This is a genomic window from Amycolatopsis orientalis (genome assembly GCF_000943515.2).
In the GTDB taxonomy this organism is placed as follows: domain Bacteria; phylum Actinomycetota; class Actinomycetes; order Mycobacteriales; family Pseudonocardiaceae; genus Amycolatopsis; species Amycolatopsis orientalis.
The window spans coordinates 4,677,372-4,695,915 of record NZ_CP016174.1 but is presented as its reverse complement, the minus strand read 5'-3'; the positions used below and the strand labels follow the sequence as shown (position 1 = coordinate 4,695,915).

The window sequence follows — 18,544 nt, the reverse complement described above, 5'->3', positions numbered from 1 at the left end:
GTTCGTAACCGTACGCGATCCGTTGTGTACAGCGCAATGCTTCAGTCTTATCTCGGGTAATGGATCAGTCTTATCGCGTGGAAACGGGTTCGCCCGTGGAAAATTCGTGAACGCACGATAGCGGTTGGTCTTCGAAGCCCAGCGGACTTCGAAGACCAACCGCTCGATCGATGAGGCCGCCGTCGTCGTTCCGGCGCCTCCCGGATCAGCCCCTCGTGCAGGCCTGCCCGTTGATCGTGAAGCCGGCCGGTTCCGGATGCGGCGGGGACGACGAGGCGTTGAATCCGATCTGGACCGAACCGCCTGCCGGTACGCGGCTGTTCCACGACAACGGCGTCGCGGTCACCGCGGAACCGTTCTGGATCCAGGTCGCCGACCATCCCTGGGTGATCTTTTGGTTGCCCGGCCACGTGAATCCGAGTGTCCACGTGCTCCAGTCGACGCCGCCGGTGTTGGTGATGGTGACGTACCCGGACACCCCGGTGGCCCACCCGCTCGCCTGATAGGTGATCTTGCAGGAGGTCTGGGCGTCCGATGTGGTGGTCACCGAGACCGCGCCCGACAGCGCGGACTTGAGGTCCGCCCCGTTACGGGCCCGCACGGCGAACCGGTACGCGGTGTTCGGCCGCAGGCCGGTCACTGTCGCCGACGTACCGGTGACGGTGGCGACGACCCGCTGAGTGTCACCTTCGATCGAGATGACGTCGTAGTTCTTGACGCCGCTCTCCGGGTCGCTCGCCGCCGTCCAGGTCAGCGTCACGCCGGTGCCCGTGACGCCGGACGCCACCGGGGTGCCCGGCGTGGTCGGGACGGTGGCGTCGGCCGAGCCCGACTTTTCCGCGGCCCAGTTGGCGATCCAGGCCAGTGCCGAGTTCCAGTTGACCGCGACCTCGTTGAGCGAGTACGCCTCGATGTGGTCCACAAAGCACTTCTGCGGTTTGCAGCCCTGGAGCCGTCGTTCCGCGACGGGGTCCTGCAGTCCGCTGTTCGGACCGCCGGAGAGCACCCCTGGCGGGGCGATCGGCAGGGTCGGATCGAGCTGGTTGGCCCAGTGCCGGTGGTGGACGTTGCGGACCGGCTGCCCGCCGTACCCGCTGACGTAGGAGTAGCTCACGGGGTTGCGGCCCAGCAGATAGTGCATTGCCTCGAACACGCCCTCGCGGTACTTGGCCGCGCCGGTGAAGTCGTAGGCGAGTGCGAGTACCGAGGCGTTGTTGGCGACCAGGCCGTTCGAGCCCCAGACGTAGCTGCCGTCGACCTCGCGGTACGGCGCGGGATAGCCGAGCGTCGCCATCTGGTTCAGGTGCTTGTCCGCCGTGGCCACGAACGCCGTCTTGATCGCCGCGACGTCCGCCGACGGCAGACCGTTGGGCACCAGCGCCAGCGTGATGTCACCCAGGGTGCCGGTGGAGCCCCAGTCGTAGCCTCGGTCGCTGATCGACTGTCCCTTGTAGAGGGTCGATCCGGTGACGTCGGCGCGATAGGACGCCTCGCCGGTCGTGGCGAACATCTCCGCGGCGGCCCAGTAGAACTCGTCGGTCAGGGTGCTGTCGGAGTACGCGCCGCCGCCGGTGCTGTCGTTGGGGTCGGCGATCTTGTTCGGGTTCGCTTTCGCCGCCGCGTACGCCTTCTTCGCCGCGGCGAGCGTCTTGGTCGAGAAGGCCGGATCGATGGTCTTCCAGATGCGGGACGCCTGCGCCGCGACGGCGGCCATGTTCAGCGACGCCGCGGTGCTGGTGGCCGACAGCCTGCGGGCCTGGGCGTCCTGGTGCGGGAGGGTGGGCAGGGCGGTCCAGTTCGCGTCGTGGATCTTGTGGTGCACCATGCCGTCGGGCGCCTGCATCTTCAGCAGGAACTCGACCTCCCAGCGGGCCTCGTCGAGGACGTCGGGCACGCCGTTGGCCTTTTCCGGGATGGCGAGTTTGCCGTCACCGAGCGCGGCGGCGTCGCCGATCAGCTTGGCGCGCTCGTAGGTGTTGAGCACCTGCCACGCCGAGATGCCGCCGTTGACGACGTACTTGCCATGGTCGCCCGCGTCGTACCAGCCGCCGCGCACGTCCAGGGTGTACCCGCAGTTCAGGTCGGACCGGCAGGGCACGTTGGCGTCGCCCTGGTTGGGCGCGACGTTGAGATGGCCCGCGGGCCGGGTGTAGGCCGCGCCGACGTCCTGCGCGCCGATCTCGATCCCGCTGCGCTGGTGGTGGAAGAACGCCAGCGAGTCGTAGCGCAGTTTCTTGAGCGGGTCGGCGGAGATGGCGAACGGGAAGCTGCTGTCCGAGCCGACGGTCAGGGTGTACCCGGTGCCCGCGGTGTCGTAGGCCGAGAAGTCGATCAGATGCACCGGATCGCCGGACAGCGCGTCTACGCCCTTCGGCGTGGTGCGTCCGGTGGCGACCGTCGTGCCCGCGGAGTTCTTCAGCGTCCAGGTCTGCGCGGTGGTCGCGTCGGATACGAGAGTGGCGTGTTTCGGCAGGCCAGGCACGTACGCGACCTGGTCCACCTGGACCTTCTTCGTCGGAGCGGCCGGACCGCCGGGCGGGATCACGCCACCGACCAGCGAGACGTTGTCCACGCAGATGGTGTTGTTCGCCGCGAGGCCACCGACCTGGAAGGTGATCTGCCCGCTGCCGGAGTCCGGGAAGTCCAGCCCGGAGGTGAAGGTGAAGGTGTACTTCTGTTTGCTGGTGGTCAGCTGGACCTCTTGCCGGGCGATGCCCCGGTACGGGCTGACCCCTTCACCGGCGTTGGCGGCGACGAGCTGGGGTGTGGTGGCGTAGGCGTCGAAGGACATCGTGTACTGCTGCCCGGCTTCGAACGGTACCCCGTTCTGGCCGATCAGGGCGTCCCACGGGTTCGTCGTGCCGCCGGTGACCGCGGCGCACAGCTCACCGTTGGTGACGCGGTTGGTCACCCCGGCACTGGCCCACCAGGGGTCGGCGGCGCCCGTGGCGAAGCTGCCGTTGAGGATCCGTTCGTAGCCGGCGGCCTGGGCCGTTCCGGTGGTGAGCGCGGCCGCGAGAGTGACGAAGGCGAGCGCGGCGGTGGCGTGGCGATATCGGCGGGGAGGGGAAAACGATCTCATCGGGTGGGTCTCCTCCGTCTGCTCTGACGGTTGACACAGCTGCCTGGGAGCGCTCCCAGCGAGAGTAGGGGCCCCGCCTCCCGATCGCAAGAGTGAGCCTGCTCGTCACGCGGGGTGACGGACCGGCGTTTAGTCGACTGACCGCGCTCCCTTGCCCCGGGCGGTCGCCGCACGAAGTACGGAAAGCGGTTTCCCAAAGCGTGGCGCAGGCCCGGAACACTCTGGACGGCAAGGTGATCCGCCTTCCGTCAACGGGAAAGTCCTTGACGTTGTTGGAAACGGACCAATATCGTCATCCCCGTCACGTGCCGGTTCCATGCGACGGCCGGGAACATTCCTCTGTGGACCTTGCGGAATGATCTTGTGTCCACAATGGACACAGTCGGCGATGTCGGTCATCGGTGTGGAGCGGATCGGTGCCCGAGCGAGGAGGACGCGGCTGTGCGCGTGTTTCGGATCATGGCCGCGGTGCTGCTGGTCGTCTGCGGGCTGCTGCCCCCGGCTGGGCCTGCCAGTGCCGCGTCGCACCGGTACGCCGGGTATCTGTTCGTCTCCTTCACCGGTGAGAACACCGCGGACGGGGAGCAGGTCCACTTCGGGCTGAGCCAGGGCAACGACCCGCTGCGATGGCGTGAGCTGGGCGGCTGGGCGCCGGTGCTGAGATCGACACTCGGCACCAAGGGGATCCGGGACCCGTTCGTCATCCGGTCGCCGCGCGGTGACCGGTTCTACCTGATCGCGACGGATCTGCGGATGTACGGCCGCGACGATTGGGACCAGACCACGCGCCACGGCAGCCGGTCGATGGTGGTGTGGGAGTCGAAGGATCTCCTGCGGTGGAGCGAGCCGCGGCTGGTCCAGGTGGCGCCGGAGACCGCGGGCAACGTGTGGGCACCGGAGGCCTTCTACGACCCGGCGCGGGGCGCTTATGTGGTGTTCTGGGCGTCCACGCTCTATCCGGCCGACGATCCCGGCCACACCACGAAGTCCCACAACCGGATGCTGTACGCCACCACCAAGGACTTCCGCACGTTCAGCGAGCCGAAGACCTGGTTCGACCCGGGGCATTCGGTGATCGACTCCACGGTGGTCGAGCACGACGGCGTCTACCACCGGTTCTCCCAGGATGATCGGGGCGTCGGCGGCGGTGGCTCCACGCCGTGCGGGCGGTACATCACCCAGGAGAAATCCACGACGCTCACCAGCCCCGGGTACTCGCTGGTGAAGGAGTGCGTCGGCAAGGACGCGATCGTCGGTGGCGAGGGCCCGCTGGTCTTCCGGTCGAACACCGAGAAGCGGTGGTATCTGTTCATCGACGAGTACGGCGGCCGCGGCTACCGGCCGTTCGAGACCACCGACCTGGACTCCGGCGACTGGCGGCCGGTGGCGGACGCGCAGCTGCCGGGCAAGCCCCGGCACGGCACCGTCCTGCCGGTGACGCGGGCCGAGTACAACCGGCTGGCCAGGATCTGAGGCCGCCGTCGACACCTTGCGAAGGGACCCACCGCGTGCCGATACTGGCCACTCCGGCCCGCATTCCCGCTTCTGAGTACTCCAAGCGCCGCCGGGCGTTCGCGATCGGCGCCCTCGCCCTCGGCGCGTTCGGCATCGGCCTGACCGAGTTCGTCGTGGTCGGTCTGCTCGGACCGCTCGGCGAAGACCTCGACGTGTCCATTCCCACCGCCGGTCTGCTGGTCACCGGCTACGCGGCGGCGGTGGCGATCGGCGCTCCGATCATGACCGCCGCGGGCACCAGGCTGCCGCGCAAGACGATGCTCGTCGCGCTGATGAGTCTCTTCATCGCCGGGAACGTGCTCGCCGCCGTCGCGCCCGGATACGGCGTGCTCATGACCGGCCGGGTCGTCACGGCCCTCTGCCACGGCGCCTTCATGGGCATCGGCCCGGTCATGGCGGCGAGTCTCGTCGCCCCGGAGCGGCGTTCCCGCGCCATCGCGCTGATGATGACGGGGCTGACGTTGTCGACGGTGGTCGGCGTCCCGTTCGGGACGGCGCTGGGCCAGCAGCTCGGGTGGCGGTCGGCGTTCTGGGCCATCGCCCTGATCGGGGCGATGGCGCTGGCCTCGATCGTGGCCTTCGTGCCGTCGCGACCGAACGACCCGGGCACCGGGCTCCGCGGCGAGCTGGCCGTGTTCCGCCGCCTCCGGGTATGGCTGGTGCTGACGACGACGATGCTCGGCTGGGGCGCGGCCTATGCCGCGATCACCTTCCTGGAGCCGATCCTGACGCGGGTCGCCGGTTTCGACGCCTCGACGGTGCCGTGGTTGCTGTTGCTCTTCGGCGCGGGGCTGACCGGCGGGAACCTGCTGGGTGGCAGGCTCGCCGACCGGGCGCTCATGCCCACGTTCTACGGCACCATCGTCGCGGCGGTCGTCGCGCTGGTGGTTTTCGCCTTCGCGGTGCACCAGCAGGTGTCGGCGGTGCTCATGGTGTTCGTGCTGGGAGCCGCCGGTTTCGCGATGGTCCCGGTGTTCCAGACCCGCATGATGGACGCCGCCAAGGACGCGCCGTCGCTCGCCTCCTCGTCGAACGCTTCGGCGTTCAACGTCGGCATCGCCCTCTCGGCCTGGCTCGGCGGGATGGCGATCGACGGCGGGGTCGGATTGATCGCGCCGGTGTGGATCGGCGTGGCACTGGGCGTCGCCGCGCTCGGCGTCGCCCTGGTCTCCGGCGCCATCGAACGCCGCGACACTCACTGAAATAACGGATAGCGCTGTAGGACCCAGGTCCTACAGCCGCCGGACAGGATCGGTCCCCGGCCCGACGCGAGCGAGTGCCCCGCTGGAATTGACTGGTGGGCACCATGATCGCGCTCGACGGGAAGAAGGCCTGATGCTCAAGTTCGACCGGCTCACCAAGCGAAGGGGAGCGGCGACGATCCTTTCCGACGTCAGTTTCGAGGTACGGCCCGGCAGGGTGACCGGCTTCCTCGGTCCCAACGGCGCTGGGAAGTCCTCGACGCTGCGGATCCTGCTCGGACTCGACCGTCCCACCTCGGGGACCGCGCTGATCGACGGCGTGCCGTTCGCCGGGCTGCGGGATCCCCTGCGCAAGGTCGGTGCCGTACTCGACGGCTCGGGGGCGCATCGCGCGCGCACCGGCCGGGCACATCTGAAATGGGTGGCCGCGGCGGGCGGTGTCCCGCGCGGCAGGGGGGACGAGGTGCTGGCTGAGGTCGGTTTGGCCGCGGCCGCGGGCAAACGCGTCCGCGGCTATTCGCTGGGGATGGGGCGACGGCTGGCGCTGGCGGCGGCGCTGCTCGGCGACCCGGAGGTGCTGGTGCTCGACGAGCCGGTCAACGGTCTCGACCCCGAAGGCATCCGCTGGATCCGCGGTCTTGTCCGGGAGCGGGCCGCGGCCGGGCACACCGTCCTGTTGTCGAGCCATCTCATGGGCGAACTGGCGGAGACGGTCGACGACGTCGTGGTGATCGCCGGCGGCCGGATCGTCGCGCAGGGAACGCTCGCCGAGGTCGTCGACGGGCACCGGAACCTGGAGGACGCCTTCTTCGCGCTCACCAAGGAGGCCGCGCGATGAGGGCCTATCGGGGCGAGCTGCGGAAGCTGACCTCTTTGCCGTCTGTGTGGGCGGCGGTCGCGGTCGGTGTGCTGGTTCCGGCCGCCCTCACGTTCCTCAACGCGAAGTCGGCGATCGCGGCCAACCGTGGCGGCAACGTGGACCTGGGGTTCCAGGAACTCGCCTTCGGGGTGGTGGGCGCGGTCATCTTGGGTGTCGTCGCGGTGAGCAGTGAATACACCACGGAGGGGGAAAGCGCGGGCGGCGGACGTCAGATCACCACGAGCCTCACGGTGGTGCCGTCCCGGCGGCGGCTGATGATCGCGAAGCTGGCCGCGGTGATCACCACGGTCGCCGTGCTGGCGACCGTGTCCTCGGCCGTCACGCTGACGAATGTCGAGGCGTTGCTCGGCGACGGAGCGGGCACGAGTGGCCTCGTCCGCCTGCCCGGTGTCGTCCTGTACTGGGTACTGACGGCCCTGCTCGCGTTCGGCGTGACCTTGCTGACGCGCAACGGCATCCTGCCGCTCACCGTGCTGATCCTGAACACGTCGGTGGTCACGGTCACCTACCTGCTCACGAAACTCACGCCGCTGGCCGTGTTCTTCCCCGACCTGGCGGGGGTCCGCCTGTTCATCAGGCAGGTGGATCTGCCTGTGCGGCTCTCGCCGGTCGCCGGCGGCCTGGTGATGACGGCGTGGGTCGCCGCGCTGCTCACCGCGGGCTTCCTCGTCTTCACCAGGAGGGACGCATGACGGGCAGCCGGGCGATCCGCGCCGAGACGCTCAAAGTGCTCAGCCTTCCGGCGACGTATTTCACCCTGCTGACCACGCTCGGCGTTTCTGCGGCCCTCGCGATCGCGTTGACGTCCTCGGGACAGGAGGGGAACACGGGCCTCTCACTCGTCCGCTACACCCAGGCGGGGTTCATCGTTCTCGGCGTCGTCACCGCGACTTCGGAGTACAGCGGCGGCCAGATCCACGTGACGCTCACCGCCATGCCACGCCGGATCGCCTTGCAGCTGGCCAAAATGGCCGCACTCCTGATCGTCGCCGTGCCCGCGGCGACGATCACCGTGCTGGTCGGGGCCGCGGTGACCAGGGCGCCCTGGTCCGCCGCGGTGGGAGCGAGTGCCTATCTCGCGCTGACCGCGGTGATCGCCGCCGCGGTCGCGACGATCCTGCGGCGCAGTGTCCCGGCGGTGGCCGGACTGCTCGGGTACTACTTCATCGCGGGCCCGCTGCTGCACGGCCGGGCGACGTTCGCGAGCTACCTGCCGGACACCGCGGGCCACGACCTGGGGGCACTCGGCGGTTCGGCCGTCGTACTGGGGTGGGTGCTCGTCGCGGTGGCGATTTCCACGGCGTCGTTCCACAGACGGGACGCTTGACCGCGCGCCTCAGGTTCGCGGGACCACCAGTCCCAGGTCGTACGCCGTGATCACCAGCTGTGCGCGGTCGCGGGCGGCGAGCTTGCTCAGCAGCCGGCTGATGTGTGTTTTCACCGTCTTGATGGAGATGGTCAGCGTCTCGGCGATCTCGGTGTTGGACAACCCGCGGCCGACCAGCGTGAGGATCTCGATCTCGCGCTGGGTCAGTTCGGCGGGCCGTCGTGGGCTCCGGTGCGGCGGCGTCGTGACGTAGTGCTCGATCAACCGGGTGAGGATGGCGGGGGCGAACAGGGATTCGCCGGCGTGCGTCCGGCGGACGGCGGCGATGAGCGCGTCGGGTTCGGTGTCCTTGAGCAGGAATCCGCTCGCCCCGGCACGGAGCGCGCCGTAGACGTACTCGTCCAGTTCGAACATGCTCAGCACGAGGATCCTGGTCCCGGCCAGGTCGGGGCAGGCACTGATCTCCTTGGTCGCCACGATCCCGTCCTGGCCGGGCATGCGGATGTCCATCAGCACGATGTCCGGGCTCAGCCGTCGCGCCATCTCCACCGCCTGGATCCCGTCCTCGGCCTGTCCGACGACGACCAGGTCCGGCGAGGTGTCGATGATGATCGCCAGGCTGTGCCGCAACAGTCGTTGGTCGTCGGCGAGCAGGACCCGGATCGGGGGCTGTTCGGGATTGGTCACCATGCTCCGTCGGGTAGCCGTGCGATGAGCTGGAAGCCGGTTCCGGCCGGAGCCGCTCGCAGTTCGCCGCCGAGGACGCCGACCCGCTCTCGGAGACCCGCCAGGCCGTGCCCGGCGCCGCGGGATGGCGACCAGTCGCCTCGCGGCCCGTCATCCTCGACCGTCACGACGATCGCGTCGCCATCCCGCCGCAGATCGACCCGAGTGAGCGTCGGCCCGGCGTACCGGGCGGTGTTCGCGACGGCTTCGCGGACTATCTCGCACACGGTGGCTTGCACCCCAGGGGAAACGTCACCGAGTTCGCCGACGGTCAGCTGAGGTTCGAGCCCCAGCGGACGTGTGGCCTCGACGATGGCCGGAAGATCCGACAGGTTCCGCACGGGCCGCAAAGGCGCGCCGCGCTCGTCGGTGTCGCGGAGCACGGCCAGCATCCGCCGGAGTTCGGTGACCGCGTCCCGGCTCGCCTGTTCGATGTCGATCAGCGCCTGCTCGCGCTCCGCTTCCCGAACGTCCCCACGTACCCGCCTGGCCGCGCTGGCTCGCAGCGTGATGACGCCGAGGCCGTGGGAGACGATGTCGTGGAGTTCCCTGGCGATCCGAAGCCGCTCATGGTGCGTGGCGTGCTCGGCCGCCCAGGTGGTGAGGCGTGCTTCGTAGTCGAGACGCCGCTGGCGGGCGCGGATCAGCGTCCACGTCGTCACCCCGATGGCCGTGGCCACGACGAGAACCGGCACGATGACCGCCCCGGGTCCGTCCGCGCCGACGGCGAGCAGCGCGAACGCGGCCACGACCAGCACCGCACAGGCGACCAGCCACGCGCGCGATCGCCATACGGGGCGGTCCGGCGGTGTCATCGCCGTCCATCGTATTACCGGCCTGGTCCACTGCCGCGGTGGTGACCGGCAAGCGCCGTCCGTAGCGGGCGCTCGAGTTGCAGGGCAACTGCCGCAAGGGAATCATCGAAAAATATGACTGCCGTGAAGATTCCCCGTCCCGTCGCCGGCGACGTCGTCGACCTGATCCTGGACGACCACCGTCTGTTCGAGCAGCTCCTACGGGATCTGCGGGACGCGACCGCGGACCGCGAAGGGGCCCGAGCCGCACTGTCGGCGGCGTTGATCGCGCACGGCGAAGCCGAAGAGCAGGATGTCTACCCGGCCCTGCGGCGCAAGGACGCCATCGACAAGCATGAGCAGGAACACGGCGAGGAAGAACACGCCGAGGGCAACCAGGCGCTGTTGGACCTGCTGGAATGCAAAGGCACCGACACACAGAAGTTCGATGACGCGGTCGAGAAGCTGGCCGAGGCGTTGATGCACCACATCGGCGAGGAAGAGCAGACGATCCTCAACCCCGCGCGCACTGACGTGAGCGAGAAGGTCCGGCAGGACCTGGGCACAACCTGGGCCACCCGCCGTAACGCGCTGCTCGACCAGGACTGCGGTTCGATCGAGTTCGTCAAGAAGGTCGTGGCCCGAGCCGAGAAGAAGGGCTTGCTGTCCTCTGAGGACGACAAGTCTTGAGGCAGGTCCCCTGACCGAAGGCGGCAGGTCGTGGCGTCAGCGGACTCTGGTCTTGCGGCGTCGCTTCCGCCATTGACCCAGGCGATGCGCGACGGACGCCAATCCCCGTTTGCGGGCGACCACGACGATCGGTGCGGAGAAGCGGTCTTGTGTCCCGGGCCTCCGGCCCGCCGCCGCGTGGAACTCGGCGAGGCCGGCGACGAAGGTGTCGACGTCGCCGCCTCGATCCGGGTGGTGCTGGCGGACGAACGCCAGATAGGCCGCGCGGCTCGCGGGATCGTCCTTCATGGTGCTCCCTCGCGTCGCTCGGCCCGTCTCCAGTTACCCGGTATCCGTTATCCCAGGCTCCAGCGTACGTGTCGGACGAACTTGTCGAGGGGCAAGCGCCCGGTCAGGGTGTGCGATCTGGCCGTGATGGCCACGCCGTGTCATCGGGAGGTGTTGCTTCCCTCCTGACCGGGTAGTCGCTGGATGAACGGGTGCCCAGCCGAAGGACGTCAGATGAGTGACAACACACAGCCGAGCGACACTCCGAGCCCGGAGAAACCCCGAGAAGACTGGGCCACCGGCGACGAGCCCATGACGGGGCCCCAGCGTTCCTACTTGGGCACTCTCGCCCAGGAAGCGGGCGAGACGATCCCGGAGACCTTGACCAAAGCGGAAGCGTCGGAGCTGATCGACCGGCTCCAGAACCAGACCGGACGCGGGCGGTGACGCGCCGCGAGTCATCGCCGGAATCGTGCCGCGCGGCGACGATCGAGTTCGTCGGCGAGTTCCGCGTTGGTCGATCCACGGGAGAGACCGCGCAACACCTCCGTTTCGCGCGGCGTGGACGAACAACTCCGGGGCGCTGTCTTTGAGGACGAAGCCGACGGCTCCGGCTTGCAGGGCACCGAAGAGGTATTCGTCGAGGTCGAAGGTGGTCACTGCGACGACCGCCGGTTCCGGTTCGAGTTCGCGCAGTCGTTCGATGGCGCCGATGCCGTCCATTCCGGGCATGCGGATGTCGGTGAGCACCACATCGGGCCGCCGATAGCGGGCAAGGGTGAGCAGGTCGGTCCCGTCGACGGCCGCGCCGATCACCTCGATACCGGGCTCTCCGGCCAGCGGCAACCGCAGGCCGTCCCTGGCCGCGTCTGGTCGTCGGCGACGATCACCTTGATCACGAGCCGTCTCCGTCCAGCGGGATCGTCGCCCGTACTCGCCATCCCCGGCCATCGCGCGGACCGGCGCTCACGCTGCCGCCGAGTAGCCGCGCCCGTTCTCGCATGCCACGTATTCCATTGCCCTCCTCGGACTCCGTACCGCCCTGGCCGTCATCTTCCACGGTCGCTGTCAGCATCCGGTTCGCCGTCGCGGTCCGGATCGCGGCTCGCTGTGCCGACGCGTGGCGGGCGACGTTGCTGAGCGCCCGGCGGCGGGGATGCAGTTCCTGCGGTCGGGGGAGGAGATGGCAGAGATCTTCGCCGCTGTCCGGGTGCGGTGCAGCGGGCGGCGTTGCTGGGGGTGGAGTGCGCGGTCGGCCTCACTTTGGTCGCGCCGGAGCGGAAGCGCCGAGGGCCTACGCGCAGCTGGACTACGAACTCGACGTGATCACCGAGCTGGGGTTCCCCGGGTTTTTCCTGATCGTGTGGGACATCGTGCGGTTCGCGCGCGAAGCCGGGATCCTGTGCCAGGGCCGGGGGGGGGCGGCGGCGAACTCCGCGGTGTGTTTCGCGTTGCGGATCACCAGCGTCGACGCCGTCCGCTACGGGCTGTTGTTCGAACGGTTCCTCGCACCGGAACGTGACGGCTACCCGGACATCGACGTCTTCACCGGACTGACATCGAGATGACAGATCCCTGTTCAGCAAGTGCATCGTGTCCGCCCCCCTCTCCCGAGTCGAATTCTCAGCCAGCTTGTTGGCCTGATGGAATGCCAACGCACGCCCAGCGGCATGAGAGTGCGTTGGACACCGTTATTCGTGGAACAGAGATGGCGCCGGATGACGGGCGTGTGGAAACAGAGACACTCGACGTCCTTGTTTCCACACACCCGACCTCTCAAATTCTGTGTAAGAGCGGGGCGCAACCGGTGTCAGCGGAGCCGGTAAGCGTGAGTGATGCTCTGGATCGTGGTGTTCCCGTCGGCATCGGCGGCTTTCGCACGCAGGGAGACAGATCCGGTCGCCGGGTGGTGGAGCTCGGCGTTGTACCGGCCGCCCTGCCCGCTCACCTTCGCGGCCCGCCAGGTGATGCCACCGTCGTAGGACGCTTCGACCTGAAGGCCGGTGATCGCGGCGGGACCGTCCTGCCGGGACACGGTGACCGGGACGGTGAAGCTACCGCCGCCCGGCGCACTATTGGCAAGATCCACCGCCGGGGTGTACCGCACCTCCAGCAGCGGCAGCGCCCGGCTCGGCCCCTGAACGTACCCGCTGCGGAAGGTCCATTCGGCGGAAACCTTGGTGGACAACGGTGCCCAGGGTTCGTCGCGCTCTGCCTCCGTGGTCAGCCGGTAACCGGCCTCCTCGGACGGCGCCACGAATACCGCGCGCCCGGGAGTCGCCTGACTGCCGAAAAGGCGGCCTTCGCGGTAGAGCGCGGTGCTGCCACGGTCACCCGGCGCGTCCAAGTCCGCGGTTCCGGTGTGCCCGGCACCATCTGAGAACAACGGGATGCTGATGTCGATCTCCTGCGTGGCGCGTCCGGCCCAGGGCTTGTCGGCCGGATAGTCGCGCTTGCCGCGGAAGCCGGGGCCGGTGACCGCGCCGTTCCAGGCCAGCCGGTAGCTTTTGCCCGCCGCGAAGAGTTCCTCACCCCGGAGATCGCCGCCGACGCTCGGAGTTTGGCTCACCAGCGCGTTGAGGAAGGCCCAGGTTCCCGGCGTGTAGTACTCCTGGCGTTCCGCTCGAACGAGCCCCGGTGTTCCATAGCCCAGCCGGGACATTCCCAGACGTACCCCTGCCACCCTGTGGATCGCGTGCATCTGGGGCGGGGACTCCGCCGAGTAGCCGTGGAAAGCCATGGTCACCGCCGCGAGCTCGGACTTGCGCACCGAGTGCTCGAGTTGCGCCGGGACCCGCCCGGTGGCCGGAAAGGACAATTCATAGGCGTCCCGGATCTCCTGACGGGCGCTCACCGTCGCGGTGCTGCCACCGGCCCGGGCTGACGCGGCGAACCGCTCGGCGTTCGCGCCGCCGATCTGGAGGGTCGGCAGTACCAGTGCCTCGGCGGCCTTGGAGCCGGTCAGTTGACCGGACGGTTTCCCGGCGGTCGCCGCGGCCGCGATCCGGCTGCCCGGCTGCCCCGACAGCTCCGTGCCCTGGCGCACCGCGTCGGCAGGGCGTAACCATGCGGCCACCATCGCGCCGCCGTGCTCGTGCACCGTGGCGACCCGTTCCGCCAGAGTCTCCAGGGTGGTGTCCGAGGGCAGTTCGAGCACCACCAGCCGATCGCGCACCTCGACTCCGGCCAAGTCTTCCTGGCGACCCGCGCCGCCGAACGCCAGCGCGGGCGTCCATGACCCCACCGGCAGGGGTGCGCCGACCGCCGCAACGGGGACGGGGAAACGCTTCGGCTGTTCGCCGAACAGTTCCAGCCGCGGTTGTTCCAGGCGGTGGCTGGCGCCGAAGTAGAAGGCGGTCGACGAGGTGCCCGGCAGCGTACCGGCGAACATCTCCTGGAAACGCTGTTCGAACGGGAACACCACGGACTGCGTCCGGTCGGCGCCCACGCGCACGCCCATCTCGACCAGCGAGCTGCCCCCGGTCACCTCTGGCTGATCGACGTTCGCGGTGACCTTCGCGGTCTGGCGGGTGTCCAGGGTGACGGTGGTGTCGCGCGTCAGGTTGAGCTCCGGGTGGGCCATCGCGGCCATCGAGGGATCCAGCCCAGGGCGCGGCGTGATCAGGCTGCCCACCAGCGCGTAACGGTCGGCGGGCAGCCGCAGGGTGGTCCCGGCGGGTACGTCGCGTACACGGCCGCCATCGCTGAGGCCGATCACGTCGAACGTCGCGCGAGAGCTCGCGGTCGCCACGGCGCCGTTGCGGTCGATCATGCGCAGCGTCAGCTGGTAGCCCGCGGCCGCCACCGCCTGTACGCCCGATACCGCCAGCAGCCCTGATATCAGCGCCGTACTCAGTAGAACAGCTCGCCGGAAATGCGTGCTTGCCCGATTCATCAACTGCCTCTCGCTCGATGAGTGGACCATGTGACTCGTATCCGCTCGCGGGCGGATACGAGTTCACGCGGTCTCGGCATATCGAGTTCTCACCCCCCGCCGCGAGTCCTGGGCCGATCATCCCGACACCCTCATCCGCCACGAACTCGTTTACCGGCGGACCGTCGAGAGCCGGATGACGTCCGATATTCGGCATGAGCGTGCGTTGTATCCGGGATCAGCTTCTTGACGGCCGGGGCGGTGGAGAGCATGCCGCAGGTGATCGATCAGCACGTGAGCCTTTTCATCAGGCCCCGCGGTGGGCCGTTGGAGTGAACTCACCGGCGCCGTGACATCTCGCCGTCCTGCCACCCGAACCAGGTCGACCAACCTCGACCCGGAAGGAGCAGGACATGCGTCTGCTTACGCGAATTCTGCCGATCGTGGCCGCCATCGGTCTGGTACCGGTGGCACCCGCACAAGCCGCAGTGCCGCCGTTCATCTACGACTTCACCCGCGCCTAGCTCAGCAACCCGCAGACCAGCCTGGTGTTCGACGTCCCCGACGCGAGCACCGAGAGGATGGCGCCCATCCGCACGTGGTCGTTCCACGGCGAGCGGAACCAGCAATGGGAGATCAAGCGGGTTGGCGAGTACTACACGATCAGTGCGCGGCATAGCGGCATGTGCCTCGACGTCATCAACGGCTACCCGGCCAACGGCACCCGCGTGCAGCAGTGGCCCTGCTACGGCGGCGATGCGCAGCTGTGGAAGGCCGAGGTGCACGCCGTCGACCGGTACGGCTACAGCACCTTCCGCCTGGTCGACCAGGGCAGCGGCAAGTGCCTGGAAATCCCTGGGGGCTTGCAGCCGCACGGGGCCGCGTCGCGAAGATCTTCGCCGCTCCCCGAAGACAGTGCCCGGAACCTCCTACTCTGGCTCGCATGAACAGGCTGCGGTCGCAGTGGCTTTCTAGTCGCATGTTGACCGATAGGTGACGCAGAGAGAATGCGCTTCCAGAGCCATCGGGGCAAGCCGGCAAAGACGTCATTGTCGAGTTCGAGAGTTTCGCTGTTCATCGCGGTGAGAACGATAATCCGCGCCCCTGCTTCCCGCGCCCATCGGCAGGGTCGCTCCGCTTCTGCGTCGGCTGGCTCGGGTGAGGCTAGCGGTTTTTGTGTGAAACTGGCCTTCCTTGCCCCAGAATGGTGCCTTCGCGGCCTCAGCCGACGGCCGGACGCGGTGCCGTCGTTCTCAAAGTTGCCCGTCGTGCGCCGATCATCTCGTGGAGCGTGGCGTCGCTGAACAGCGACAGCTCCCACGTCAACTCCAACGGCCCGCGGGGCAGCTGACAAACACGATCTTCACACGGTTGCCGAGCACGGACGCAACGCTTTACAAAGGCTGCGTGCCTTGCTCGCCATACAGCCAGAACCTTACGACCCCGCGTGAGGCCAAGGCATACAGCCCGGACTGCTCCAGTTCGCCATCCCCGCCCACGCCCTCACCGGACAACCCGCCGTACTCCAGCGGCTCCGCGAACTACCCGTCGGCGACACCCGAATCCGCCTGGCCCTGACCGACGTCCTCGACGGCCATATCCCCCTCCAGGCCATGTCACTCTTGCGCACAGCCCGATCGCTCGTATGGCGGCTCAGGGACGGGGAAGAGGTGACAACCGCGCGGGTGTTGATCCATTCGGGGCGAATTCCTTACGCGTTCGCGGCATCGACAGATAGGCCATTCGGCCCAAGACTGCTTGAATAGCCCTGTCGCCTGGCGGAATGAGTCGACGTGTCTCGCTCAACGGTATTGGTAGCGCTGGATCGCCCTTCGAATGGCGCGGTGACACGCGATCAGCTGGACCGGATCTGCGCCTGCCTGAGCGACGAGGGGCACGCGGTCGCGTGGGCGGACACGGCCGAGGACGCGCTGGCATTGACGCAAAGCCGGGCGGATCTCTCGGCGGCGTTGGTGTCGTGGGACCTCGATACGCCGGAGACCGTGCTGAAGGCGCTCATGGGGAGGTTCACCAAGCTTCCGGTCTTCCTGGTGACCACGGCGACCTCGGTCGACGATCTCCCGTTGTGGGTTTCGGAGGTGGTGTCCGGCTACGTCTGGCTGCTGGAGGACACGCCGGCGTTCATCGCCGGCCGGATCGGGGTCGCCGCCCAGAGGTACCTCGACGGTGTGCTTCCGCCGTTCTTCCGGGAGCTGCTCCGGTTCGAGGACACGCACGAGTACTCATGGCACACCCCGGCGCACGCGGGTGGCGTGGCGTTCCTGAAATCACCGGTCGGCAGGGCGTTCTTCGACTACTACGGCGAACGGTTGTTCCGCACCGATCTGTCGATCTCCGTAGCCGAACTCGGGTCGCTGTTCGAACACAGCGGCCCGATCGGCGAGGCCGAGCGCAACGCCGCGCGGATCTTCGGCGCGGACTTGACGTACTTCGTGCTGCACGGAGATTCCACCGCGGACCGGATCGCCTGCCACGCCAGCATCGCCGCCGACGAGCTGGTGCTTGTCGACCGCAACTGCCACAAAGCCATCTACCATGGCTTGACACTCACCGGAGGCAGACCGGTCTACCTCGTGCCCACACGCAACGGTTACGGACTCATGGGACCGATCCCGCCGTCGGTCATGGCAGCCGAAGCGGTGGCGGCCCAGATCCGGCGCAGCCCGTTCACCGAGGGGGCCGCCGGCGCGGAACCCGTGTACGCGGTGATCACCAACTCGACCTACGACGGATTGTGTTACGACGCCGTCCGCGTCGCCGAGTTGCTCGGCGCTTCCGTGCCGCGGCTGCACTTGGACGAAGCGTGGTTCGCCTACGCCCGGTTCAATCCGCTTTACGCCCGCCGCTATGGCATGTCCGTCGACGCCGACGCGCTGACCGACGACGTGCGACCGACGATCTTCTCCACCCAGTCGACACACAAGCTGCTCGCCGCCATGTCGCAGAGCTCGATGGTGCACGTCAAGAACTCGCCGAGATCACCGGTCGAGCACCGGCAGTTCAACGAGACGTTCATGATGCACGCCACCACCTCGCCGATGTATCCCATGATCGCCGGACTCGACGTGGCCGCCGCCATGATGGACGGCGCGGGTGGCCGGTGGCTCACCGACGAGGCGATCACCGAGGCCATCCGGTTCCGCCAGGCGGTGGCCCGGCTCGGCGCGCGCATCCGCGAGGCCGGTGACCGGCCCGGCTGGTTCTTCGGCACCTGGCAGCCGACTGAGGTCACCGATCCCGCCACCGGGCGGCTGCACGCCTTCGCCGACGCCCCGCTCGAGCTGCTGCGCACCGTGCCCGGCTGCTGGACGCTGGCTCCCGGCGCGCACTGGCATGGCTTTGAAGGCATGGAGGACGGCTACTGCCTGCTCGATCCCATCAAGGTGTCGATCACCTGCCCGGGTGTGGACGCGCGGGGCAACGTCTCCGAGATGGGCATCCCGGCCCGTATTCTCACGATGTACCTGGAGGCACGTGGGATCGTCGTGGAGAAGACCGACGCGTACACCTGCCTGATCCTGTTCTCGATGGGCATCACCAAGGGCAAGTGGGGCACCCTGCTCGACGCGCTGCTGGACTTCAAGAGTCTGTACGACTCGGAGGCGACCGTCACCGACGTCCTGCCGGGCCTCGTGAAAGCCCATCCCGACCGGTACCGGCACCTCACGCTGTCCGGGCTCTGCGCACAGATGCACACCCAGCTCAGCAAGAGCGAGCTGACCGCGTTGCTCGACGAGGCGTTCACGCATCCGACCCCGGCCGTCCTCACTCCGGCGCAGACCTACCAACGCCTCATTCGCGGTGGAACGGAACCGGTCCGTCTCGCCGACATCGCCGGACGTACCGTCGCGACGCAGGTCGTCACCACCCCGCCGGGAATCCCGGTGCTCATGCCCGGTGAGAGCACCGGCGACGCGGACGGTCCCGTGTTGCGTTATCTGCGCGCGCTGGAAACGTTCGACCGGGAATTCCCCGGTTTCCCCAGTGAGACCCATGGTGTCAGCCGGGAGCTCGCGGGAAGCTACTGGATCACCTGCCTGCGGTGACCACACCGGTGATACCTGGTGTCGTGTAGTCCGTCTTGCCAAAACCACTGGATCCACAGCGGACGCAAGACAACAGGATCACGCGAGACCAGGCCGCTTGTTTCGCTGCGCATCGACGTC

The 18,544-nt window shown here is 68.2% G+C and carries 14 protein-coding genes and 3 pseudogenes; 10 read left to right on the top strand and 7 right to left on the bottom strand.

All coding sequences use genetic code 11. The features are described 5' to 3' along the window. Positions 1-205: 205 nt before the first annotated feature. Complete coding sequence (locus SD37_RS20605) at positions 206-3,082, bottom strand: glycoside hydrolase family 9 protein (RefSeq protein ID WP_044853418.1); 2,877 nt, start codon at positions 3,080-3,082, stop codon at positions 206-208. Positions 3,083-3,523: 441 nt separating this feature from the next. Between SD37_RS20605 and SD37_RS20600 the strand changes: the two genes are divergently transcribed. The 5 genes from SD37_RS20600 to SD37_RS20580 all read left to right on the top strand — a co-directional run bounded on the left by SD37_RS20600 (position 3,524) and on the right by SD37_RS20580 (position 8,006). Then, positions 3,524-4,555, top strand: a complete 1,032-nt coding sequence (locus SD37_RS20600) for a glycoside hydrolase family 43 protein (RefSeq protein WP_236725437.1) — start codon at positions 3,524-3,526, stop codon at positions 4,553-4,555. Positions 4,556-4,590: 35 nt separating this feature from the next. Then, positions 4,591-5,799: an MFS transporter gene (locus tag SD37_RS20595; RefSeq protein ID WP_472239676.1), complete on the top strand. Its 1,209-nt coding sequence runs from the start codon at positions 4,591-4,593 to the stop codon at positions 5,797-5,799. 133 nt (positions 5,800-5,932) lie between these two features. Beyond that, entirely contained in the window at positions 5,933-6,637 is a 705-nt protein-coding gene (locus SD37_RS20590; RefSeq protein ID WP_044853416.1) for an ABC transporter ATP-binding protein, read from the top strand. Next, positions 6,634-7,371 carry an ABC transporter permease gene (locus SD37_RS20585; protein ID WP_044853415.1) on the top strand — a complete coding sequence of 246 codons (738 nt, stop codon included), beginning with the start codon at positions 6,634-6,636 and terminating at the stop codon, positions 7,369-7,371. Before SD37_RS20590 ends, SD37_RS20585 begins: the two co-directional genes overlap by 4 nt. After that, positions 7,368-8,006 carry a membrane protein gene (locus SD37_RS20580; RefSeq protein WP_044853414.1) on the top strand — a complete coding sequence of 213 codons (639 nt, stop codon included), beginning with the start codon at positions 7,368-7,370 and terminating at the stop codon, positions 8,004-8,006. The genes SD37_RS20585 and SD37_RS20580 overlap by 4 nt, the downstream gene beginning before the upstream one ends. Before the next feature lie 9 nt (positions 8,007-8,015). Here the strand turns inward: SD37_RS20580 and SD37_RS20575 are convergent, their stop codons facing one another. Further along, on the bottom strand, positions 8,016-8,696 hold the full coding sequence (locus SD37_RS20575) for a response regulator (RefSeq protein ID WP_044853413.1): 681 nt from the start codon (positions 8,694-8,696) through the stop codon (positions 8,016-8,018). Next, entirely contained in the window at positions 8,690-9,547 is an 858-nt protein-coding gene (locus SD37_RS20570; RefSeq protein WP_044853412.1) for a sensor histidine kinase, read from the bottom strand. Before SD37_RS20570 ends, SD37_RS20575 begins: the two co-directional genes overlap by 7 nt. A gap of 114 nt (positions 9,548-9,661) precedes the next feature. Here SD37_RS20570 and SD37_RS20565 point away from each other — a divergent pair, with 114 nt between their 5' ends. Beyond that, the gene (locus tag SD37_RS20565) at positions 9,662-10,216 is read left to right on the top strand and encodes a hemerythrin domain-containing protein (protein WP_044853411.1); all 555 of its coding nucleotides are present in this window, start codon (positions 9,662-9,664) and stop codon (positions 10,214-10,216) included. A 36-nt stretch (positions 10,217-10,252) separates the two neighbouring features. On the opposite strand, the gene SD37_RS20560 is transcribed toward SD37_RS20565, so the two are convergent. Beyond that, positions 10,253-10,504: a hypothetical protein gene (locus SD37_RS20560; protein WP_044853410.1), complete on the bottom strand. Its 252-nt coding sequence runs from the start codon at positions 10,502-10,504 to the stop codon at positions 10,253-10,255. A 213-nt stretch (positions 10,505-10,717) separates the two neighbouring features. On the opposite strand from SD37_RS20560, the gene SD37_RS20555 reads away from it, so the two are divergent. Beyond that, complete coding sequence (locus tag SD37_RS20555; protein WP_044853409.1) at positions 10,718-10,930, top strand: DUF3072 domain-containing protein; 213 nt, start codon at positions 10,718-10,720, stop codon at positions 10,928-10,930. Positions 10,931-11,101: 171 nt separating this feature from the next. On the opposite strand, the pseudogene SD37_RS42090 reads toward SD37_RS20555, so the two are convergent. After that, positions 11,102-11,434: pseudogene (locus SD37_RS42090) on the bottom strand (response regulator); the annotation flags it as partial. Then, positions 11,379-11,558: a sensor histidine kinase gene (locus SD37_RS42735; protein WP_174567844.1), complete on the bottom strand. Its 180-nt coding sequence runs from the start codon at positions 11,556-11,558 to the stop codon at positions 11,379-11,381. The pseudogene SD37_RS42090 and the gene SD37_RS42735, both read right to left, overlap by 56 nt. 18 nt (positions 11,559-11,576) lie before the next feature. Between SD37_RS42735 and SD37_RS42085 the strand changes: the two are divergent. Beyond that, a pseudogene (locus SD37_RS42085) lies at positions 11,577-12,027 on the top strand (error-prone DNA polymerase); the annotation flags it as partial. Between the two features lie 266 nt (positions 12,028-12,293). Here SD37_RS42085 and SD37_RS20545 read toward each other — a convergent pair. Continuing rightward, positions 12,294-14,381 (bottom strand): hypothetical protein, encoded by a 2,088-nt coding sequence (locus SD37_RS20545; protein ID WP_236725436.1) that lies wholly within the window; start codon positions 14,379-14,381, stop codon positions 12,294-12,296. A 389-nt stretch (positions 14,382-14,770) separates the two neighbouring features. Between SD37_RS20545 and SD37_RS20540 the strand changes: the two are divergent. Continuing rightward, positions 14,771-15,238: pseudogene (locus SD37_RS20540) on the top strand (RICIN domain-containing protein); the annotation flags it as partial. 963 nt (positions 15,239-16,201) lie between these two features. Further along, positions 16,202-18,424: an Orn/Lys/Arg family decarboxylase gene (locus SD37_RS20535; RefSeq protein ID WP_236725435.1), complete on the top strand. Its 2,223-nt coding sequence runs from the start codon at positions 16,202-16,204 to the stop codon at positions 18,422-18,424. Positions 18,425-18,544: the final 120 nt, after the last annotated feature.

Bases quoted from the DNA above. Each gene is read 5' to 3' on its own strand.
- SD37_RS20570 (WP_044853412.1), bottom strand. From the start codon at position 9,547: ATGACACCGCCGGACCGCCCCGTATGGCGATCGCGCGCGTGGCTGGTC.
- SD37_RS20590 (WP_044853416.1), top strand. From the start codon at position 5,933: ATGCTCAAGTTCGACCGGCTCACCAAGCGAAGGGGAGCGGCGACGATC.
- SD37_RS20605 (WP_044853418.1), bottom strand. From the start codon at position 3,082: ATGAGATCGTTTTCCCCTCCCCGCCGATATCGCCACGCCACCGCCGCG.
- SD37_RS20585 (WP_044853415.1), top strand. From the start codon at position 6,634: ATGAGGGCCTATCGGGGCGAGCTGCGGAAGCTGACCTCTTTGCCGTCT.
- SD37_RS20555 (WP_044853409.1), top strand. From the start codon at position 10,718: ATGAGTGACAACACACAGCCGAGCGACACTCCGAGCCCGGAGAAACCC.
- SD37_RS42735 (WP_174567844.1), bottom strand. From the start codon at position 11,558: ATGCTGACAGCGACCGTGGAAGATGACGGCCAGGGCGGTACGGAGTCC.
- SD37_RS20560 (WP_044853410.1), bottom strand. From the start codon at position 10,504: ATGAAGGACGATCCCGCGAGCCGCGCGGCCTATCTGGCGTTCGTCCGC.
- SD37_RS20580 (WP_044853414.1), top strand. From the start codon at position 7,368: ATGACGGGCAGCCGGGCGATCCGCGCCGAGACGCTCAAAGTGCTCAGC.
- SD37_RS20575 (WP_044853413.1), bottom strand. From the start codon at position 8,696: ATGGTGACCAATCCCGAACAGCCCCCGATCCGGGTCCTGCTCGCCGAC.
- SD37_RS20565 (WP_044853411.1), top strand. From the start codon at position 9,662: ATGACTGCCGTGAAGATTCCCCGTCCCGTCGCCGGCGACGTCGTCGAC.